Here is a 20,473-nt window from a genome sequence, read left to right as displayed (position 1 = left end):
AATTTGCACACAATCAGTGCGTAGCATTACGTTGCTATAATTGGTTTTAAGCTAACCTTTTGTATAGTAATGGTTTTTAATCTTGGCACCTCACTTGCTTTACATAAACGTTCATCGATAACTCGATGCACCGCTCTCAATAGCAGGCGAGAGCGGTATAGGGTATTACTTTTTGAAAATGTACTAACAGCGTTAAAGGCATTGCTGCCTCTCTCGATTCGGGAGAGGCTTTTTTTTGCTAGTAAGTTGGGCTGAATCGCACTGGAGGTGTTATGTCGCAAGGATGCAAAAAAACCACTTGTCCCTATTGTGGTGTTGGATGTGGTGTCGAGGTCAATGCGAAAGGAATCGTTGGGGATGCGTGTCATCCTGCAAATGCGGGATCACTGTGCGTAAAGGGCGTCGCGTTGGCAGAGAGCTTGAATATGCCTTCACGTTTGCTGTATCCAAAGCTTGTCACCAAGCAGCGACCTCAAGGGCAAGAAGTACAATGGCAACAAGCCACGGATCTAATTGCAGAAAAGATTCATCAAGCGAAAGCGGAGTTTGGACCGGATTCCGTCGCGATGTATGTTTCTGGCCAGTTGTTGACGGAAGACTATTACGTCGCCAACAAACTCATGAAAGGCTATGTTGGCAGCGCAAACATCGATACGAACTCCCGTTTGTGTATGTCTTCGGCGGTTGCGGCTCATGTACGAGCATTTGGTGAAGATGTCGTTCCCGTCAATTACGATGACATTGATAAGACTGAGCTATTGATAATTTGCGGTGCTAATACCGCTTGGACGCATCCTGTTTTATTCCGACGTATTCAACAAGCGAGAGAAAACAATCCTAACCTCAAGCTGGTGGTCATTGACCCGCGTAAAACGGTCACCGCGCAGCAAGCTGATTTGCATCTACCGATTAAAAACGATGGTGATGTGTCACTCTTCAATGGGCTGCTGAAGTTTCTTATTGAGCAGCAATGCATTGATTCTGAATACATAAATTCCTATACCGACGGGTTTGATGCGCTTGCAGAAGAAGTCTCTGACTTGCGTTACGATGTCACCAATCTAACGTCTTCCATTGGGATTTCAGAAGAAAAACTCACGACATTCTTCCAATGGTTTGCACAAAGCCCAACCGCAATCACGTTGTTTTGCCAAGGGGTTAACCAAGCCGAAAATGGTGTCGATAAAGGCAATGCCATTATTAATGCACATTTGGCGTCAGGTAAAATTGCCAAGTCAGGTTGTGGGCCATTTTCTATTACAGGTCAGCCGAATGCGATGGGTGGGCGAGAAGTCGGTGGATTGGCCAATCAGTTAGCGGTTCATCGTACTTTTGACGCAGAGTCTATCAAGCAAGTGCAGGTGTTTTGGGATTCGCCAGAAATTGCCACTCAGCCCGGTTTAAAAGCTGTTGAGCTGTTTGAGGCGGTAGAACGTGGTGAGATTAAAGTTCTGTGGATCATGGCAACCAATCCCGTTGTCTCTTTACCAGATAACCAATTGGTAAAACGTGCACTAGAGATTTGTCCGTTTGTGATTGTTTCCGATATCACAGCGGATTCGGATGTAGCGCATTTTGCGGATCTGTTGCTGCCCGCCGCTGGTTGGGGTGAGAAGCAAGGCATGGTGACCAACTCTGAGCGTCGACTTTCAAGGCAGCGCCAGTTTCAAACGCCTCCGGGTGAAGCAAAATCAGATTGGTGGGCGATAAGTCAAGTTGGACAAGCTTTGTGTGCATTGGAAAAGACACAAAATGGCTTTGCGTTTACTTCTGAGCGGGCGGTATTCAGAGAATATGCGGCGATGACAGGCATGAATGCAGATTCGCCATTGAAGCTAGATCTTTCTCAATACGCCAACTTAACCGAGCAAGAATACGAAGAGTGGGTGCCGACACAATGGGGAGGAGAGCGTCCTTTTGCTGATGGAATCTATTCGCACCAAGATGGAAAAGCGCGTTTTGTCTTGACCAGTGAATCTCCAACGCGTTTAGAAAGAACAAAAGGCTGGTGGCTCAATACGGGCAGGCAACGCGATCAATGGCATACCATGACGCGCACAGGTCATATCGCACACCTTGCCGCCTCTGAGTTAGAACCAACCGTGTACATGAACACACTCTCTGCTACTCAAAATCGCTTAAAAGCAGGACAACTCACCAAGCTGTTTCAGCCTGCTTCAAACACCAGTATTTATGCCAAAGTTGCCATTGATGAAGGTTTGGGTTTTCAAGAGCTATTTATGTCAATGCACTGGGCGGGTCGATATGGCGGTGAAAGCAGTGTTAACGCTATAGTAAACAGCGCAAAAGACCGTATTTCCGGGCAGCCTGCATTTAAGTCGTCTTATGTTGAAGTGCAAGATGCGGCGGTAAAAACCTACGGTATGTTCATCGGTACACAGTTTGATTCCGGTAAATTTCTCTACAGCGCATTTCAAGCAGAAAGCAACTTGGGCATCTGGCGCTTTGCACACGATAAGCGACCAAAGAAGCAGAGTTTTTGTCGAACGGAAAAGAGCCGCAGAATTACGATAGATATTGCCCAAGGTTGGCTCGCGGTGGATTACGACCTTGTTGGAGACGTTCGTATCATTCGCTCTGTTTTGGTGGTGTCTAGTGAACCGATTCAAACCGGCTACACGAACTTTACCGGCTTGATTGGCAAACCGATGGAGCTATCGCAACTGCTTACCATCACTCAATCGCAAAGCTGCGCCAAACTGGTTTGTAGTTGTTTCCGCGTCACCGATAAACAAATACATGACGCGATGGAGAAACAAGACTGCACTTCACTGACTCAACTTCAAAACAAACTAAAATGCGGCACTAACTGTGGCTCGTGCGTCTCTCAAATCAAACAAATGGTCGACAGCCATCAGCATCAAAAGGGCAAACAGCAAGCGAACCAGCAAAGTCTGGCTATTCAAATAAAGTAAGTCATAAAGAGGATAAGCACATGGAAGCGCCTTATCAAAAGTCTTGGTTTAAGAAAGGACAAGCGAGTCAGAATCAAGAAAGCTCGTCTCGCTTTTCTAAGCATGACCAAGCAAGCAAACTGAACCAACTTTTAGAAGACCATTCAGTAGACCTCGACGCGAACCACAAAGGTTTTGTCTCGATTGTTGGAGCAGGGCCGCACGATCCTGACTTGTTAACCGTGAAGGCTGTGAAAGCGATTATGTCGGCAGAGGTTCTGCTGTACGACCGTTTGGTTAACAAAGATATTTTGGAGTTGGCTTCGCCACAAGCCGATTGGATTTACGTGGGCAAACGATGCGGACAACCCAGTATTGGTCAGGAAGAAATCTGTGATTTGATGGTATCGCTCGCTCAGCAAGGGAAGCGAGTTGTACGCTTAAAAGGGGGAGATCCTTTTGTATTTGGCCGTGGAGGCGAAGAGGCGTTAGCACTCGTCAAACACTCAATCGCTTACGAAGTCATCCCCGGTATTACTGCTGCGATTGGATGTTCAGCAAACAGCTTGATTCCGCTGACTCATCGTGGCGTTGCTCGCAGCGTTACCTTTGTGACAGGGCAAGTGGTAACAGGCGCATTTGAGGCGTGGAGCCAACTGATGCAAAGCGGACAAACGTTAGTCTTCTATATGGGGTTAGAAAAGTCATCGCAAATACAAACGGGTTTAATAGGCTCTGGTTTGAGAGCAGATTTCCCAGTCGCGATCATCACTCATGGTTGCAGCCCTCAACAACAAGTGCACGTTACACAACTCAATCAGCTCAATGATTTATCGATTACACTTAAAGGCGTGAGCCCAGCATTGATTGTGATGGGAGAAGTTGTCAAACTGCGCGAACAACTAATAGAAACCGTACAGTCAGTGACGGAATACGAGGGAATATGAGCAGCATTTTGGAATGTATTAGAACAGTCGGTCGTGGCGAACGTGGTAGAAAACCACTGAACTTTGACCAAGCGTTTCGAGTTATGGATGAATACCTAAACGGTGAGTGCGATGATGATCAGATGGCAATGCTGTTGATGCTGATCCGCGTACAGAACGAGACTCAACAAGAAATCGCTGGCTTTGTGAAAGCATTCCAATCCCGCATGCCAGCCATTGGTGCAGACATTGACTGGCCATGTTATGCAGGCAAACGTGAAGCGGCAGGTCAGCCTTGGCACCTGTTGGCAGCGAAGATCCTTGCCGATAATGGTCATAAGGTGCTGATGCACGGCTATCACGACCGCCAATCTGGTCGTTTGCATGCCGAAGATTACCTCGACAAGTTTGCTATCAAGAAAGTGGAATCAGCAGAAGACGCAAAGCGTGTGTTAGAAACACAAAACATTGTGTATCTGCCGCTCAGTGCGTTCGCTCCTCAAGCAGAAACCATGATCGGTTGGAAGAATCGTTATGGGCTTAGAACGCCGATTAATACCGTGGTTCGAGCACTGAATCCGGGGCAGGCGACGGTTGGTATTCGTGGTAGCTTCCATCCTGGGTTCCAACAACTTCATGCTGAAGTCGAATTCGAGATTGGCAAAACCGCTCATGCCGTTGTGTCATTCAAAGGACAATCGGGTGAGTCCGAATACAACCCGAAAGTAAGCCAAACAGTATGGTTAAGCCAAACAAGCGGCGTGACATCGCATTACTGGACGGAACAAATGCTGTCTGAGGTGCCAATGCTTGCAAACTGCCCGTTTGGGACGTCAGAAGACGACATGAACCAAATGGCGAATACGGTTCTCGCTACGATGACAGTGGTCTTGTTTGCACAAATGCACGACAGAGAAAAAGCATTCGAACGCGCCTTCTCTTACTGGCAAGCCTATTGCGGCCAGCAATAACGAACTATTGTCAATTAATGTAAAACCAACGACGCAAAGTTGTTGAATCTGAATCCATTATCTATTGTTTGAAGAAGGTAAAAGATCCTAGCTCGCCAATGATGTGTTTCACCACCTTGCTCCGTATCAGAGTGGTGAAACCGCAGTTTTAGCCTCAATTGCGTTCGTTTCTCGCTGCGCTTTTGAGAATGAGAAATTCCCATATGGTAAGACACAGAGGACATGGATAATGGTTCTAAAGCATACCACTCCTAATGAAAAGGCTTCTCACCCAATCCCGCAAGAAGCCTTCGATTGGTACGACGAATACGCCCACGGAAAAATCACGCGCCGTGAGTTTCTTAACAGGCTGGGTGGCCTTGCGGTGCTTGGCTTTAGCATGACAGCACTGGTCGATGCGTTAACCCCGAATTACGCACTCGCAGAACAAGTTTCATTTAACGATCCTGACATCAAAGCAACTTACGAAACCTTTCCATCTCCAAATGGGCATGGAGAAGGGCGTGGTTATTTGGTGATGCCACAGAAGAAGACCTTAAAATCGCCGACCGTGTTGGTGATTCATGAAAACCGAGGTCTGAACCCTTATATCAAAGATGTCGCAAGACGACTTGCAAAAGACGGCTTTATTGCTTTCGCTCCAGACGCGCTTTATCCACTCGGCGGCTATCCGGGGAACGACGATGAAGGTCGCGCGATGCAGAAAGAGATGGACAGAGCCAAGATCGAACAAGACTTTATTGCAGCCGCTAACTTCCTCAAACAATACGAGGGTGGCAACGGTAAATTGGGCGCGGTTGGATTCTGCTTCGGTGGATACATTGTCAATATGCTTGCAGCGGTAATGCCTGAAGAGCTCGATGCAGGTGTGCCTTTTTATGGAACACCAGCTGCGCAAGAGCTCCAAAAGCAAGTCAAAGGGCCGTTGATGATTCACTTTGCAGGGCTCGATAAGCGTGTTAACGACACATGGCCTGCTTATGAGCAGCAATTGATCGCAACCGACGCACAGTATCAAGCGTTAATGTATGAGAACGTCAACCACGGCTTCCATAACGACTCAACAGCACGCTACGCACCGGAAGAAGCAGCACTCGCTTGGGAGCGCACACTCGGCTTCTTCAAAGAACATCTTGCCTCTAGTTAAAACGCTTCAGCTTTAGTTGGCACATTCCTTGTTATGTCTCTCTTAGTGAGTGAGATATAAACAAGGAATGTGCATGACTCAATCAACGTCAAAAACACCCATCATAGTATGCTGTGATAGCCTCCAAGAGCAGGCTCGATTGTCCGGCTTATTGAGCAAAGATTACGACAACATCATCGGTTGCCAATTGGCACAACTAGAAACGTTAATGCAACGAGAACCGTCTGCAAGCGTTGTGGTTGGATGGCAGCAGCCAACGGCAGAACTGCGTTTGATCGTCGATTTCTGCCGCAGAAAATCAACACCACTTCTTATCGTCTTAAAGCAGTTATCATCTAATGATATCAATCGGTTATCAGAAAAAATGGACTATGTGCTCATGCCGCATGATAGTGAGTTTGCACTTCAACCTTGGATTGAACATGCGACATTAGTGAGAGCGAAATTCGAAAGTATGCAATTGGAAATTGAATCGCTGACCAATAAGATTGAAGAGCGCAAGCTGGTGGAAAAAGCCAAAGGTCTGCTGATGAAGATGCACAGCGTTGATGAAGATCAGGCTTATAAAGCGCTTAGAAATTCGGCCATGCAATCGAGCCAAACGCTCGCACAAGTTGCCAAGAATTTGATAACTACTTTGGAAGTGTTGGATTAGTTGCTCTACCACTTTGGGGTTAGGGTGTGTTTTCTAACGTGGTGCGTGTTGCACTATCAGCAAGCAATAACAGGGAATAAGAAACGGTGGAATAATCTAAGTTATTGTATTTACTGTAAAAAATAAGTTGGCACAGTAATTGGATTAGTAGAATTGGGTTTATTGTTGAATCGCTTATCTCAATTATCAACGGCGGTAATTGTAGACTTAGCAACGGCGCTACTGCTCTTCGGAGTAGTGGCGCTTTTTTTATGGGAGCAAACCAATGAAATGGAGTTCGATGCTGAAAGTGTCAGCAATTTCGTTATCGGTATTCACCACGGTCAGCGTAAAGGCAGAGTTGGGTGAACCAGAAATTGAAGACCTGAAGTTTGGTTTTATTAAGTTAACCGATATGGCACCGCTGGCGGTTGCTTATGAGAAAGGCTTTTTTGAAGACGAAGGCTTGTACGTCACTTTAGAAGCGCAAGCAAACTGGAAGGTGCTTTTAGACCGAGTCATCGATGGTGAGCTTGCTGGCGCGCACATGCTTGCTGGTCAGCCATTGGGCGCAACGATTGGTGTCGGCACAAAAGCAGAAGTGATTACCGCGTTCAGTATGGATTTGAACGGCAACGCAATCACGGTTTCCAATGATACTTGGGAGCAGATGAAGCAGTACATTCCAAAGCAACCAGATGGCAAACCTGTTCACCCAATCAAAGCGGATGCATTGAAGCCTGTGGTCGACAGCTATCTGGATAAAGGCAAACCATTCAATATGGGGATGGTGTTCCCTGTATCGACGCACAACTATGAGTTGCGATACTGGCTAGCGGCAGGTGGGATTCACCCAGGTTTTTATGCACCAGAATCCGGTGACAACAGTGGTCAGTTGGATGCTGACGTTCTTTTGAGTGTTACACCGCCACCACAAATGCCAGCAACAATGGAAGCGGGCACGATCAAAGGGTACTGCGTAGGCGAACCATGGAACCAACAAGCCGTATTTAAAGGCATCGGTACACCAGTCGTGACCGATTACGAGATCTGGAAGAACAACCCAGAGAAAGTGTTTGGTGTTTCTAAAGCTTGGGCTGAGAAGTATCCAAACACGCACATTCGCGTAGTGAAAGCCTTGATTCGAGCGGCACATTGGTTGGATGAAAACGACAATGCCAACCGCCAAGAAGCAGTGAAGATGCTATCAAAAAGCGAATACGTTGGAGCGGATGCCGAAGTTATCGCCAACTCAATGACGGGCACATTTGAATACGAGAAAGGCGACAAACGAGACGTGCCAGACTTCAACGTGTTCTTCCGTCATAACGCCACTTATCCGTATTACAGCGATGCGATTTGGTATCTGACCCAAATGCGTCGCTGGGGACAGATCTCAAGCGAGAAATCCGATGATTGGTACATGAATGTGGCGAAAGAGGTTTACCGTCCAGATATCTACCAACAAGCGGCTCAAGCGCTTATTGAAGATGGTGTGTTGAGCAAAAAAGACTTCCCAGATTTCAGTGCTGAAGATGGTTTCCGTGCGCCACAAACACACTTTATCGACAACATCGTTTATGACGGTCGCGAGCCAAATAAATATCTAGAGAAGTTCTCTATCGGGCTTAAAGGAAAAGACAAGGTTTAACCATAACGATAAACGCCACAGGCGAGGGGATTCGCTTGTGGCAACAAGGATGTAAATTTCTTAGGAGTGAGTATGTCTAGTAATGTCATTTCCCTTTTTCCTGCTAAGCAGGTAGTGAACCGAAGTCGGTTGGTACTTTTGCCCGTCATTGGTTTGCTGATCTTTTTGGCAATGTGGCACTTAGCAGCGAGAGAAGTGCAAACCTCATTAGGTACGCTACCGGGGCCTGTGCAAACTTTTCAGCAGTTCAGCAACCTTGTCGATGACCATTGGCAAGAGCGAGAAAAGGAACAAGCGTTTATCGAGCGTCAGGAAAAGCGCAATGCTGCGAAGTTAGCGAAGAATCCAGACGCGGAAGTGAAGATTCGTCCTTACACAGGTAAACCGACGTTCTTCGATCAAATCATAACAAGCTTAGTGACTATAACCGCGGGCTTTTTGCTGGCGACGGTTATCGCGATTCCACTTGGCATCGTGCTTGGTCTTAATCAAGGGCTGTATCAAGCGTTCAACCCAATCATTCAATTGCTCAAGCCTGTATCACCTTTGGCATGGCTGCCTATCGTTACTATGGTGGTGAGTGCCACTTATGTGAGTGATGACCCGATGTTTGCTAAGTCGTTCATTAACTCTCTGATCACCGTGGCGCTGTGTAGCTTATGGCCGACGCTGATTAATACCGCTGTGGGTGTAACGAGCGTTGATAAAGACTTAATCAACGTGAGCAAAGTGCTCCAACTTTCGTGGTGGCAGCACATTCGTACCATCGTTTTACCTTCTGCCATTCCAATGATCTTCACCGGTTTACGTCTCTCTTTAGGTATCGCTTGGATGGTATTGATTGCAGCAGAGATGCTCGCGCAGAACCCTGGGTTAGGCAAGTTCGTTTGGGATGAATTCCAGAACGGCAGCTCGGCATCATTGGGTCGTATTATGGTCGCAGTCATCACAATCGGCTTTATTGGATTGATGCTCGATAGAGGCATGTTGCAACTTCAAAAGTGGCTGTCTTGGAATAAACAACAAGCGTTGAGATAAGGGAAAAGATCATGGAAAAAGCATTATTAGATCTAACGCGTTTAGGGATGCGATTCCCAACGCCAGGTGGCGAGTTCATCGCGCTTAACAACGTCGATTTACAAATCAATAAAGGCGAGTTTGTATCCCTAATTGGTCACTCTGGCTGTGGTAAATCAACGGTATTGAACTTAGTCGCAGGGCTACACATGCCAACAGACGGCGGCGTGATCGTCGATGGACGAGAAGTAGCTGGACCGGGACCAGACCGCGCAGTGGTGTTCCAAAACCATTCATTATTGCCTTGGCTCACCGTATATCAAAACGTTGAGCTAGCTGTAAAACAAATTGAAGGCAAAAAGGGCAAAGCGTGGATTCAGGAACAAGTGAATCACTACTTGGAGCTGATTCAAATGCAGCATGCCGCGCACAAAAAGCCGGATGAAATCTCGGGTGGTATGAAGCAGCGAGTCGGCATTGCGAGAGCACTGGCACTTCAACCAAAGGTTTTATTGATGGATGAACCATTTGGCGCGTTGGATGCGTTAACTCGTGCGCATTTACAGGATGCACTGATGAAGATTCAAGCCGAGTTAAACAATACCGTCATCATGATTACACATGACGTGGATGAAGCGGTGCTGCTATCCGACAAAATCGTGATGATGACTAACGGTCCGGCAGCGACCATTGGTGAAGTGTTGGAAGTGAATCTACCGCGTCCTCGCGAGCGTGTCGCACTGGCAGATGATGCGCAGTATCAGAAGTGTCGACAAGCGGTGCTGAAGTTCCTTTACGAGAAGCAATCCAAAGTCGAGATTCCTGCTTCGAAAGAAGGCAAGCCCAAAACCGCAGCGCAAACGGCATAAGGAGGCAGTGATGAATAGTCCTTTAACGATTCCAGTAAAGAACGCATTAAGCCACATTGTTGTGGTAGGTAACGGTATGGTCGGGCAACACCTTGTCGAGCAATTGGTGCAGAAAAATGCACATTTGGAGCACCGAATTACCGTGATTGGTGCAGAGCGCTTTATCGCGTATGACCGTGTACAACTTTCTTCTTTATTTGCGGGTAAGTCTCATGATGATTTGATGCTGAGTAACCAAGAATGGTACGACATGCATGGCATCCAACTCGTACTTGGCAGCCAAGTAACAGGCATCGACAGAGAGCAAAAGCGTATTCTGCTTGATGGTGAAGATGTGCTGGGTTACGACCAACTCGTGCTCGCGACCGGTTCTTACCCGTTTGTGCCTCCAATTGAAGGTAAAGACCGAGACAATGTGTTTGTCTACCGCACGCTTGATGACCTTTCACAAATCAAAAAGGCATGTGAAGGCGCAAAAACAGGCGCAGTGATTGGTGGCGGCTTGTTGGGTTTAGAAGCGGCAAATGCACTCAAACTAGTGGGGCTAGAAACTCACGTCATTGAGTTTGCACCTCGCCTGATGCCCGTACAGTTAGATGATGGTGCTGGCTTAGTGCTAAAAGAGAAGATTGAAGCGCTAGGGCTAACCGTTCACACCTCAACGGGTACGGAACGAATCTGCGATGGTGAAACGGCTAAGCATCGCATGGTGTTTAAAGACAAAGATCCTCTCGAAGTGGATGTGATTGTCTTTTCCGCAGGTATTCGCCCTCAAGATGAGTTGGCAAGGCTGGCTGAGCTAGAAATAGGCGAGCGAGGCGGCATTGTGATTAATAACCAATGCCAAACCAGCGATGAGAACATATACGCGATTGGCGAATGTGCCCTTTGGGAGCAGAAGATCTTTGGTTTGGTCGCACCCGGTTACACCATGGCGAGAACCACTGCCGATGTCTTGACTGGTATGCCAAGCGAAGGTTTTAAAGGCGCAGACATGAGCACCAAGCTCAAGCTACTTGGGGTGGATGTGGCGTCTATCGGCGATGCACAAATGCAAACCGAAGGTGCTCAAGAAATGGTCTTGCAAGATGCGGTCGCAGGCATCTACAAAAAGCTGGTAGTTGATGCGAGTGGCACTCAATTGCTTGGTGCGATTCTCGTTGGTGACAACAGCGACTACGATGCGCTCTTACAGTGTTATTTGAACAAAACAGTCCTGCCAGACCACGCGGCGAACCTGCTGTTTGATACCGGAATGCTGGACGGAGAGATGCCAGACAGCGCCATCATCTGTTCTTGTCACAACGTCACAAAAGGCGACTTAGTTGCCGAGATTCAAGCTGGCACCACCAACCTGACGGACCTTAAAGCGAACACCAAAGCCGGTACTGGCTGTGGTGGCTGTAGCAATATGGTGAAGTCGGTATTGGATACTCAATTGGCAGCCATGGGGGTAGAGGTTAACAACCACCTTTGTGAGCACTTTGAGTTAAGTCGCCAAGAGATGTTTCATATTTGCCAAGTGGAACAGATCAAAGACTTCGATACCTTAATTGCACTGCATGGCAAAGGGCATGGGTGTGATATTTGTAAGCCAACAGCAGCATCTGTGTTTGCTTCTTTGTGGAATGAACACATCATGGAGCCTCAACATCAATCTCTGCAAGATTCTAACGATGCCTTTATGGCAAACCTGCAAAAAGATGGCTCTTACTCAATTGTACCTCGTGTTCCGGGCGGCGAAATTACACCAGACAAACTCATCGTGCTAGGCGAAGTTGCTCAGCAATACGATCTGTACACCAAAATCACTGGCGGTCAGCGCGTGGATTTATTTGGCGCGCAGTTAGAACAGCTTCCTGAAATCTGGCAAACCTTAATTGATGCTGGTTTTGAAACAGGGCATGCCTACGGTAAATCGGTGCGCACCGTGAAATCTTGCGTCGGCTCTACTTGGTGTCGCTATGGTGTTGATGACTCGGTCGGATTAGCTATTGAGTTAGAGAGCCGCTACAAAGGATTGCGAGCGCCCCATAAGCTTAAGTTTGCCGTATCGGGCTGTACTCGCGAGTGTGCAGAAGCGCAAAGTAAAGACATTGGGGTGATCGCCACCGAAAACGGCTGGAATCTATACGTTTGTGGTAATGGCGGCATGAGACCACGACACGCTGATTTGTTTGCATCCGACCTATCCAAATCAGAGTTGATCACCATGATCGACCGAGTATTGATGTTCTACGTCAGCACCGCAGATCGCTTGCAGCGTACGTCGGTGTGGATGGAGAACATGGAAGGGGGCTTAGATTACCTTAAACAAGTGATTTTGGATGACTCTCTGAATCTATGTGACTCGTTGGATGAACAAATGGCGCGCGTCGTAGATACCTATCAATGTGAGTGGAAGAGTACGTTGGATAATCCTCAAAAATTGCAACGCTTCCGTCCTTTCTTGAACAGCACGTCGGGCAGCAAAGTCTTGCCGTACCAGCGTGTGCGCGGTCAGCGTATTCCAGTGAAACAGGAGGTGTAAATGGCAGCGTTAACCAAAGTGAATTTGTGTCAGCTTGATGACTTAATGCCGTTTATCGGTGCTACTGTATTGATTGAAGGCGAGCATGTGGCGTTGTTCTACATTCCAGATAGCGGTGTTTACGCTGTTCAGGACTGGGACCCAATAGGTAAGGCTTATGTAATGAGTCGAGGGATTGTCGGTGATATTGATGGTGAGATGTGTGTTGCATCACCACTGTATAAACAGCACTTCAGTTTAAAGAGTGGGCAATGTTTGGAAGACGAAGCGCACTGTCTAAAAACGTGGCAAGTAACGATCGACGATAATCAGGTTTGTTATTTAGCCGAAGAATGATCCTCGAAATTAGCTTGCTCGATATGAGTAAATTCTTAGCGTAAGAGACAAGCGAATAAAGCTCCAGAGACAGCACAGTATGGCTCTGGAGCTTTTTACTATTTGGAAGGATTTACTTTCAGCTCGGTATAGCCAGTCGAGTCGTCCATCGTTCTGGTAAACTCAAGTTCTGAGTAAGAATGGATGATCAATTCTGCGGTAGTATCAATCACTGTGCCTTCCAGCAAATGCCCACCCCAAACTAGTCCATCACGATCAGACACTGAGATATGAACGTGCTGATGCTCAGGCGTTAGTGTTCCCATCACAGAGACGATTTCAAATGGCTCTTGTTTGGTTAACGTACTCTCTGCACCTGCCAAACGAAGGTTGAGGTGAGAGATACAGCCAACGCATGAAGCAATCGAGCCTGCTTTGATACCATGCTGCTCGACCAATTTCGCTAGGCTCAGCTTTAAGTCCATGCCTTTGGTAAGGCGTACTGCTATCACTTCAATCGACATGTTATTTCCTAATCAAAACCAGTAAGCAGGAAAGCGCGGTATCCAAGTCGGCATAACGTTTGGCTTTGCCAAGCACGCGCATGCCTTGCATGTTGTTGAGAACAAAACGAGCAAGCTCTTCTGGTTTCAGCGTTTTCGGCACTAAGGTTTCTTTTTGTGCATTGGTCAGCGCATCCGCAATGATGTCGATAAGATGGTCAAACAAAAAATGCCCTTTACGCAGTACATCATCGTCTCCACCAGCGTGCTCAATCAACGCATTTTGGATAAAACACCCACAGTTGCGTTTGCGTTGCAGCTCAGCAAAAGATTTAAGGAACGATTCCAACTCAGGTAAAGACGCATCGTCTTTTTCCAAATCATTCAGTGACGGTAGCGAGACCTTTTTTAAGTAAGTATCGAGCGCTTCGTAGTAGAGCTGTTGCTTGTCACCATAGGTGTTGTAAAGACTGAAGCGGTTGATGTTTAACTCGTCGGTGAGATCCGAGATCGACGTGTTCGCAAAGCCCTTGCGCCAAAACACATCCATAGCCACGAGAAGCTTTTCATCTCGGTCGAAGTTGGCTTTTCTTGCCATAAATTACCTGCCTGGGTCTGCTTATCGGGTAATTAAATTGCTTTGGAGGGATGGTACAGAGAACCTCTAGCGTTAGAACTGAACCAATATGATGAATACCCATCTATTCTTGGGTATCAGCCTCCAAATTCATGTGAACTCACAAACGGCATCAAAAATCTCGCTCAGCAAACAGACCCACAACTGTTTGAAAATTTTTGATAGTGAAGTTCTTGACTGATCGTTTATAAACTGGCTACAGTATATCCTAACCAATCGGTTAGAAAAAGATAAAAGGATGTGAAATGAAGCTCTATGAAACCGCAATGACTCCAAGTTGTAAGCGAGTTAGCATTTTTCTAAAGGAAATCGGTGGCGAGGTTGAGCGAATTGCGCTGAACGTTCGTGAGGGCGATAACCTATCTGAACCGTTTAAATCGAAAAGCGTGAACGGCAAAGTGCCTCTGCTGGAATTGGATGATGGTACGACGATCTGTGAAAGCGTTGCGATTTGTCGCTACCTAGATGAAGCGTTTGAAAATGATCTGGCGCTGTTTGGTGCTAACCAGCTTGAACGTGCTCAGGTGGAAATGTGGCATCGTGTGGTGGAGTTCCAAGGACTAAATGCGGCATTTCAGGCGTTTCGAAACATGACCGGAGTTTATGGAGACAGAGAACGTTGCGTTGAAGCATGGGGCGAAGAATCAAAACAACGCGTCTATGAATTTCTGCCTGTCTTAGACAAGCGTCTTGAACATAATGATTTTATCGCCGTAGACCATTTTACTATTGTCGATATAACAGGCTTTATCTTGATCAGTTTCGCAATTAAAGGCCTAGAAATTGATGTACTATCGACGTCGCCAAACATTGCTCGATGGTATAACCAAATTTTAGCTAGACCTGCATTTCAGAGTTAATGTATTGCAGCGAGTGGATGATAGCTCGCTGCTACTACCTTACCGATTCTTAACTCAGCAGGATATTCAAATTTTTTCAGATTTTTCTTATTTTTTCTCCTATCGCCTATAATTGGAAAAACAACCTCAATTTGCTTCGTTGCGTTTTAGAGCCTCGAGCTCTTGGTCCGTAGACGCTCTCTTTCATCATGGAAAGTCTAATAATAGACAAGGAGAGGTCATGAATATTCAAGTGAAAACTATCAATAATATTCTAATCGCCCTGTTAATGGTTTCGGTTTTTGGTCTATTCGCACTGTACCTCAATTACACACAGCAGAATGAACAGATTGAAAGGCTGCAAAGTCAGTTAATCGAAAAAGAGCATCAGATACTAATTTCTAATGAAGCGTTGTCTTACACTCGATATCAACACCAATTATTAGCCGAAGACTACAGCCGTTTTAGAAATGAGCAGTCAGTGACTAGTGTTTTGCGTTAGCCAGTAAAGCAACCGTATTAAGGAGGAAGATGAAACCCATTCTTTTGGTCGATGATAGTAAAACAGTCCTGCTTTACATCAGCAGTGCATTGGAAAAGCAAGGCTATGAAGTGCTTGCTGTTGAAGACGGACGAGCGGCGCTTGAGGTGCTAACCCACCGCCCTGATATTCAGTTTGTGCTGAGTGATTTAATGATGCCTGGAATTAATGGTATTGAATTGTGTCGCCAATTAAAATCTAAAGTTAGCGAACGTTACATTTTCTTTGTTCTACTGTCTTCTAGAAATGACCAAAGTTCGATCGTGAAAGGCATTGATGCTGGCGCAGATGATTTCGTAGATAAGAAGACGTCTGTAGAGGAACTTCAGGCCAGAATCCGTGCGGGGTTTCGTACTTTAGAACTGCACAACAAACTCGTTGAGAGAAATAAAGAACTAGATGCGGCCTATCAAACAATTCACCAAGACCTGCAGTCTGCGAGTCATCTGATGGAGCAACTACTCCCTTCTGAATCAACTATCCAAAATATACAGTTTAGTTATGTCTACAAACCTTGCTCCCAGATTGGTGGTGATATGTTGGGGTATTTGGAGCTCGATGAACAACATGTTGCGTTTTATGTATTTGATGTTTCTGGTCATGGTATTTCTCCAGCTTTGATGGCTTTTTCTATTCAACAGACGCTATCTCAAAGTCAGGGGCCTGATTCGATCACGATGGAGTTGAGAGATGACGGCTATTGCGTAAGTGAGCCTGCATCTGTGATTGAACGGCTAAATCGGCGTTATCAGCAAACTAGAAACAGTCAACTTTACTTTACTATGGCTTACGCCATTCTTAACACAAAATCAGGGCGACTTAGCTATTGCACGGCTGGCCACCCCAGGATCTTAGTTTGGCGAGCGAGTACGAAAACGATGGAACAGATAGGTGACGATAACTTTATCGTTGGTGCAATGCAGCCGATGGAATATATCGGTAACCAAATTAGTCTGGATGAGGGCGATGCATTGTGGCTTTATTCGGATGGTTTGATTGAAGCGAGGCAGGGTGAGGAGATGTTTTCACTACAACGATTGGCATCGAGTATAAAAGCTGTTTGCACGCTGACAGTTGAAGACCAAGTGGGAGACGTCTTTAAAAAAGTACAATCTTGGCATAACGAAGATGAGTTTGATGATGATGCCAGCCTTTTACAGGTAAAATGGCATGGTGAGAGGCTCGATTTAAGGAAAAGAATGTCAAAGAGCGAATTTAAACGAACTTACGGGAGCTCCCTTACTCACTCACGAAGTGCGAGCAAAGACGTTGTTCGGTTTTTGATGGGTCATCAAATCCCCTTAAATGCAATTCAATCATTGGAGCTTTGTGTCGTTGAGCTCATGAATAACGCTTATATTCATTCTTACAGTGAAATAGAAGGCCTGCCAATTGAAGTGGAGTGTAGGGTTGGGGATGACCAAGTGTCCGGTTTCGTGGAACTGAGAGTCTCTGATTGCGGAGCGCCGATCAATGAAAAGACGTTCATCCAACATAAAAACAAACAGATTGAGGCACCTAACTTAATGGATGACGATAGTTGGTCCTCCTCTGGTCGCGGACTGATGTTAGTCGCTCAATTATCTGACCTGTTTAAATTGGAAAAAGGTTTCGAAAACAATACGTTTGTTGTAGTGAAAAGGAATAGGGAGAGAAACTAACAACCAAGCAAAGTCGATTTCCTTCACTTGGTCCCTAGCGTTAATCTGACGGTTGCGTTGTATATCATTGTTATTTTGTATTCGTTGTTGGTGCCGGTGATAGTAACGCCTCCAACTCTTCTGGTGTTAGAATATCACTGATGTTTAACATATTACTTTCATCATCTAGCGCCATCTTTGTACGGCTAAGTAAGTACCTTTTTTGAGTTGGTGTTAGGTCTTTGAGAGACTCAATCAACTCCCTGAAATTGCTATTATTCATTGCCATATTTCCCCCAGTTAAGCCTTGAATTTCTTTATTGCATATTCTTCAAGTAAGCGAAGATTTGTTGATTAATTGCAGCTAGCTCTTTAGTAACTATAGCTATATCTGAGCTATCTGGCGCTGTATCGTTTCTGGTTTTTTCTTCTATTCTTTGAAACGCAATGACCGCGGTGTCTTCTCCGAAACTCTCTAGAATGCCCTTTAAACTATGAGCTAATAGATAGAGTTCTGACCAACATCTGCTTGCATATAGCTCATCTATACGCTCTATATCACTCGTGTGATCTTCAAGGTATGTAGAAAAAACAGTGACGATGAGATCTACGTCGTTATCCATGTATGTATTGAGAACATCAAAATTAATCATGTATACCCCTATTAAACGTTGAGGTAGAGGAATGTTTCGGATAAAGAAGGCTTAGCCGAAGGTATGAATGGCATAACCAGTATTTGAGCAGAAATAGTTTGCTTGTCGCTTGAGATAAACTTACAAAAAGAAAGTCATTGTTAAAGATATTTTGACTTATATCCAAACGGCAATGGTCGAAATGTAGGGATGAAAAAACTTCAACTCGCGTGTTTTTAACACAAGTAGCAAAGGGGACGTTTCCACGTAAAACGCTGAGTCGGTAAGTGTCTTGCAGTCCTAGTTTAAGGCTATCGTTACATACGGACGCCAGACGTTCGCCAACTTTGACTATTCCTTCAGTCAAGGCTAACTCTCCTCATTAAGTACAAGTATAAACTAGCAATCTAGTTGCATATTGGCAAGTAATCTGCGGCAAAAAAGGGACTCGCGTCCCTTTTGTATTACTAGCTTTGCTTAGAGTCCTGTTCTATTTGCTTCATAAGCTCGTTGGCTTTCTTCATAGCGCGTCTTGCGCTTGAAGTCCTTCGCTTATTAAGTAGTATATCGGAGAAGCGTAAGTATTTATCAGCAGTTTTGAATCTTAAATCGTTAACATCCTGAAAACCAATAGGAAAGTTTTTCGAGAACAGATCCACATCCTTCACCAAGTTATCGAGATGAGTTGTCGTCCTTGCCTTTTCTAGGCGAGAATAAAAGTTTTCAAACTCTTCTTGGAACAGGATTCTAGCGGCATCTTCTGGAAACGGTAGAGGGCTGTTGGAATCTAACGCTGTCTCATATAATTTCATTTCCAGCACTGCATCTTTCATCGCATTACTTATCTGTAAGTTCTCTTGATGCTCTTCTACGTTTGAAAAGAAGGTGTTCCCAACCTTAATAAGAGCAACAAGTGCAGCTGCGTCTTTCTTTTGGAGTGCTTCAGTGAGGTGCTGACCGAAAACATCGCTAGATAACGAACTTGGCGTGAAAGGATAACCTTGATGAATCTGATTTAACTCATCCTTGAGCTCATAGATGGATTTACTGCCATCTTCTTTACTGTACCGAGACTTTTCAAGTTGACTGTTGATTTGCCTTGCTATCGAAAGTAACGTGGAGTGCTTGCTTGACTGAATATCTAAGGCAAGAACTTCTATTTTATGTGAGTCAGGGTAGTAGGTTTTTGCTTTATCAAGTATGGACTCAATTTCATCATAATTCGGGTAGTTGTTGGCATCAGAATTCAAAACCTGATCAATTTCAGATTCAAACTCGCTGAGAATATAGGTCTTGTGTAAGCGTAATAAGCCAGCCTTAACGACTGGATGTAAGCTTTTTTCACTATCAATCAGTGCCAAACTTTTTTCTGCTGGCGTATCAAGCTGCCACTCTTGTCCGGCAATTTGATCATTTTGCTTGCTAATAACGGTTTCCAAATTGGTGATGGTTTCTTGTTGCTGCTGATAACCAAATACAATGCCGCTAACTAATAATATACTCGCTGCCGCGCCGCTAGCGATAGGCCAATAGCGCATATTCAATTTGCGTTTCAACTGCTCAGGGGTCAGCTCGTTCGGAATGATGCCAGTTGAAAATACGCTTGAAAATATTGGCCACTTAGATGCAGGCATGTTAGTTGGTTTAGAGACCTTGATCTTCTTTTTGAGAGCTTCATTAACTGGAGTTCTTGCGTAAGGGTGTTTGCAACTCAATAGCTCGTAAGCAATACAAAATAGAGCAAACATATCGTCGCTTAAGTTCGGTTCCTTACCGGATAACAGGTTGAGTGATGCATAGTTGGGAGTATAACCAAGCGTTTCAATATTTTCGGATTTACGTTTAGCCGCATATTGATCCTGCTTTAATTGATGAGTTTTAGAGACACCAAAATCAAGCAACTTAACGTTACCCTCAGACGTTAAAATCACATTAGCGGGCTTTAGGTCGGCGTGCACTACACCAAGAGAGTGAGCATATGAGAGTGCATCGAGTACCTGATTTAGGATTGATAAAGTTGCATTAAACTTCAGCCCATGCGGCCTAGAACGCTGTATTAAACTCTCTAATGTTTCTCCGTTAATATACTCCATAACTAAAAAGTATATTTCGCCATCAACACCAAAATCAAAAACCCTAATGATATTAGGGTGGCTTAACCTTTGAGTTTGTTGAGCTTCACGTATTAACATACGTGCAGTCTCTGGTTGAGAAGCAAACTCTTTCTGTAATATTTTTAACGCAACGTAGGGTGTCTCTGAACCTGAAGATTCAAGAATCTTATCTTTAGCTAAGTAAACATCGCAAAGCCCACCATGCCCAATAACCGACTCAATTTCATACCGATTTTTAACGGTCGTTCCTATTAAGCTTTCATTAATAACATCTTTGTTATTATTTAATGAGTCATCTTTATTGTTTTTTTTCTTATTAACTAACGGAGTGTTTTCTTTTTGAGACAGTTTTGTATTTGTTTCATTTTTATTTTTAACGGAGGTTTCATTATTAGTGAGTTTGGTTGATTTAATTGCATTGTCTCGTTTTTGAGTCTTTACAATTTTAGTTTTATCTCCGATTTCTTCGTTATTTATAGAATTGTTTTTATTACTGTCTTCCATCACAAGAACTCCGTATAAATGATGGGGGAATATATACCTTTCTGCTCAATGAAAAGTCATTATGTTAGAATTTCTCGGCCAAACTAAC

At 45.0% G+C, this 20,473-nt stretch carries 18 protein-coding genes; 13 read left to right on the top strand and 5 right to left on the bottom strand.

Annotated features, from left to right (window positions below):
* Nucleotides 1–272 precede the first annotated feature (272 nt).
* The 10 genes from R7F07_RS11260 (at nucleotide 273) to nirD (ending at nucleotide 12,996) form a co-directional block, all read left to right on the top strand.
* Nucleotides 273–2,936, top strand: coding sequence for a nitrate reductase (locus R7F07_RS11260; RefSeq protein ID WP_171342568.1), 2,664 nt, complete (start codon nucleotides 273–275; stop codon nucleotides 2,934–2,936).
* A 20-nt stretch (nucleotides 2,937–2,956) separates the two neighbouring features.
* Nucleotides 2,957–3,862, top strand: a complete 906-nt coding sequence (cobA, locus tag R7F07_RS11255; protein WP_171342569.1) for a uroporphyrinogen-III C-methyltransferase — start codon at nucleotides 2,957–2,959, stop codon at nucleotides 3,860–3,862.
* Nucleotides 3,859–4,812 (top strand): glycosyl transferase family protein, encoded by a 954-nt coding sequence (locus tag R7F07_RS11250; protein WP_171342570.1) that lies wholly within the window; start codon nucleotides 3,859–3,861, stop codon nucleotides 4,810–4,812. Before cobA ends, R7F07_RS11250 begins: the two co-directional genes overlap by 4 nt.
* Before the next feature lie 229 nt (nucleotides 4,813–5,041).
* Entirely contained in the window at nucleotides 5,042–5,959 is a 918-nt protein-coding gene (locus tag R7F07_RS11245) for a dienelactone hydrolase family protein (protein WP_171342571.1), read from the top strand.
* 73 nt (nucleotides 5,960–6,032) lie between these two features.
* Nucleotides 6,033–6,614, top strand: coding sequence for an ANTAR domain-containing response regulator (locus R7F07_RS11240; protein WP_171342572.1), 582 nt, complete (start codon nucleotides 6,033–6,035; stop codon nucleotides 6,612–6,614).
* 265 nt (nucleotides 6,615–6,879) lie between these two features.
* Nucleotides 6,880–8,244 carry a CmpA/NrtA family ABC transporter substrate-binding protein gene (locus R7F07_RS11235; RefSeq protein ID WP_171342573.1) on the top strand — a complete coding sequence of 455 codons (1,365 nt, stop codon included), beginning with the start codon at nucleotides 6,880–6,882 and terminating at the stop codon, nucleotides 8,242–8,244.
* 72 nt (nucleotides 8,245–8,316) lie between these two features.
* Entirely contained in the window at nucleotides 8,317–9,282 is a 966-nt protein-coding gene (locus R7F07_RS11230; protein WP_171342574.1) for an ABC transporter permease, read from the top strand.
* An 11-nt stretch (nucleotides 9,283–9,293) separates the two neighbouring features.
* Nucleotides 9,294–10,130 (top strand): ABC transporter ATP-binding protein, encoded by an 837-nt coding sequence (locus R7F07_RS11225; RefSeq protein ID WP_171342575.1) that lies wholly within the window; start codon nucleotides 9,294–9,296, stop codon nucleotides 10,128–10,130.
* Nucleotides 10,131–10,140: 10 nt separating this feature from the next.
* Nucleotides 10,141–12,660: a nitrite reductase large subunit NirB gene (nirB, locus tag R7F07_RS11220; protein WP_318110494.1), complete on the top strand. Its 2,520-nt coding sequence runs from the start codon at nucleotides 10,141–10,143 to the stop codon at nucleotides 12,658–12,660.
* On the top strand, nucleotides 12,661–12,996 hold the full coding sequence (gene nirD, locus R7F07_RS11215; protein ID WP_171342577.1) for a nitrite reductase small subunit NirD: 336 nt from the start codon (nucleotides 12,661–12,663) through the stop codon (nucleotides 12,994–12,996). It begins immediately after the preceding gene.
* Nucleotides 12,997–13,094: 98 nt separating this feature from the next.
* On the opposite strand, the gene R7F07_RS11210 is transcribed toward nirD, so the two are convergent.
* Both R7F07_RS11210 and R7F07_RS11205 read right to left on the bottom strand, forming a co-directional pair.
* Nucleotides 13,095–13,499, bottom strand: coding sequence for a PPC domain-containing DNA-binding protein (locus R7F07_RS11210; RefSeq protein WP_054701378.1), 405 nt, complete (start codon nucleotides 13,497–13,499; stop codon nucleotides 13,095–13,097).
* Between the two features lies 1 nt (nucleotide 13,500).
* On the bottom strand, nucleotides 13,501–14,076 hold the full coding sequence (locus tag R7F07_RS11205) for a TetR/AcrR family transcriptional regulator (RefSeq protein ID WP_039976503.1): 576 nt from the start codon (nucleotides 14,074–14,076) through the stop codon (nucleotides 13,501–13,503).
* A gap of 284 nt (nucleotides 14,077–14,360) precedes the next feature.
* Here R7F07_RS11205 and R7F07_RS11200 point away from each other — a divergent pair, with 284 nt between their 5' ends.
* The 3 genes from R7F07_RS11200 to R7F07_RS11190 all read left to right on the top strand — a co-directional run bounded on the left by R7F07_RS11200 (nucleotide 14,361) and on the right by R7F07_RS11190 (nucleotide 17,156).
* Entirely contained in the window at nucleotides 14,361–14,975 is a 615-nt protein-coding gene (locus R7F07_RS11200) for a glutathione S-transferase family protein (protein ID WP_005375905.1), read from the top strand.
* Nucleotides 14,976–15,195: 220 nt separating this feature from the next.
* Nucleotides 15,196–15,456 (top strand): hypothetical protein, encoded by a 261-nt coding sequence (locus R7F07_RS11195; RefSeq protein ID WP_005375908.1) that lies wholly within the window; start codon nucleotides 15,196–15,198, stop codon nucleotides 15,454–15,456.
* 29 nt (nucleotides 15,457–15,485) lie between these two features.
* A complete protein-coding gene (locus tag R7F07_RS11190) occupies nucleotides 15,486–17,156 on the top strand; it encodes a SpoIIE family protein phosphatase (RefSeq protein WP_171342578.1) in 1,671 nt (556 codons plus the stop codon).
* A gap of 70 nt (nucleotides 17,157–17,226) precedes the next feature.
* On the opposite strand, the gene R7F07_RS11185 is transcribed toward R7F07_RS11190, so the two are convergent.
* The 3 genes from R7F07_RS11185 to R7F07_RS11175 all read right to left on the bottom strand — a co-directional run bounded on the left by R7F07_RS11185 (nucleotide 17,227) and on the right by R7F07_RS11175 (nucleotide 20,385).
* Entirely contained in the window at nucleotides 17,227–17,418 is a 192-nt protein-coding gene (locus tag R7F07_RS11185; RefSeq protein WP_025767706.1) for a hypothetical protein, read from the bottom strand.
* A 34-nt stretch (nucleotides 17,419–17,452) separates the two neighbouring features.
* Nucleotides 17,453–17,788, bottom strand: a complete 336-nt coding sequence (locus R7F07_RS11180) for an Hpt domain-containing protein (RefSeq protein WP_017820226.1) — start codon at nucleotides 17,786–17,788, stop codon at nucleotides 17,453–17,455.
* 446 nt (nucleotides 17,789–18,234) lie between these two features.
* On the bottom strand, nucleotides 18,235–20,385 hold the full coding sequence (locus R7F07_RS11175) for a serine/threonine-protein kinase (protein WP_171342579.1): 2,151 nt from the start codon (nucleotides 20,383–20,385) through the stop codon (nucleotides 18,235–18,237).
* Nucleotides 20,386–20,473: the final 88 nt, after the last annotated feature.

Source organism: Vibrio sp. YT-16, from assembly GCF_033337405.1.
Taxonomy (GTDB): Bacteria; Pseudomonadota; Gammaproteobacteria; order Enterobacterales; family Vibrionaceae; genus Vibrio; species Vibrio alginolyticus.
The sequence above is the reverse complement of the archived record's forward strand: the minus strand, read 5'-3'. Positions and strand labels throughout refer to the sequence as shown.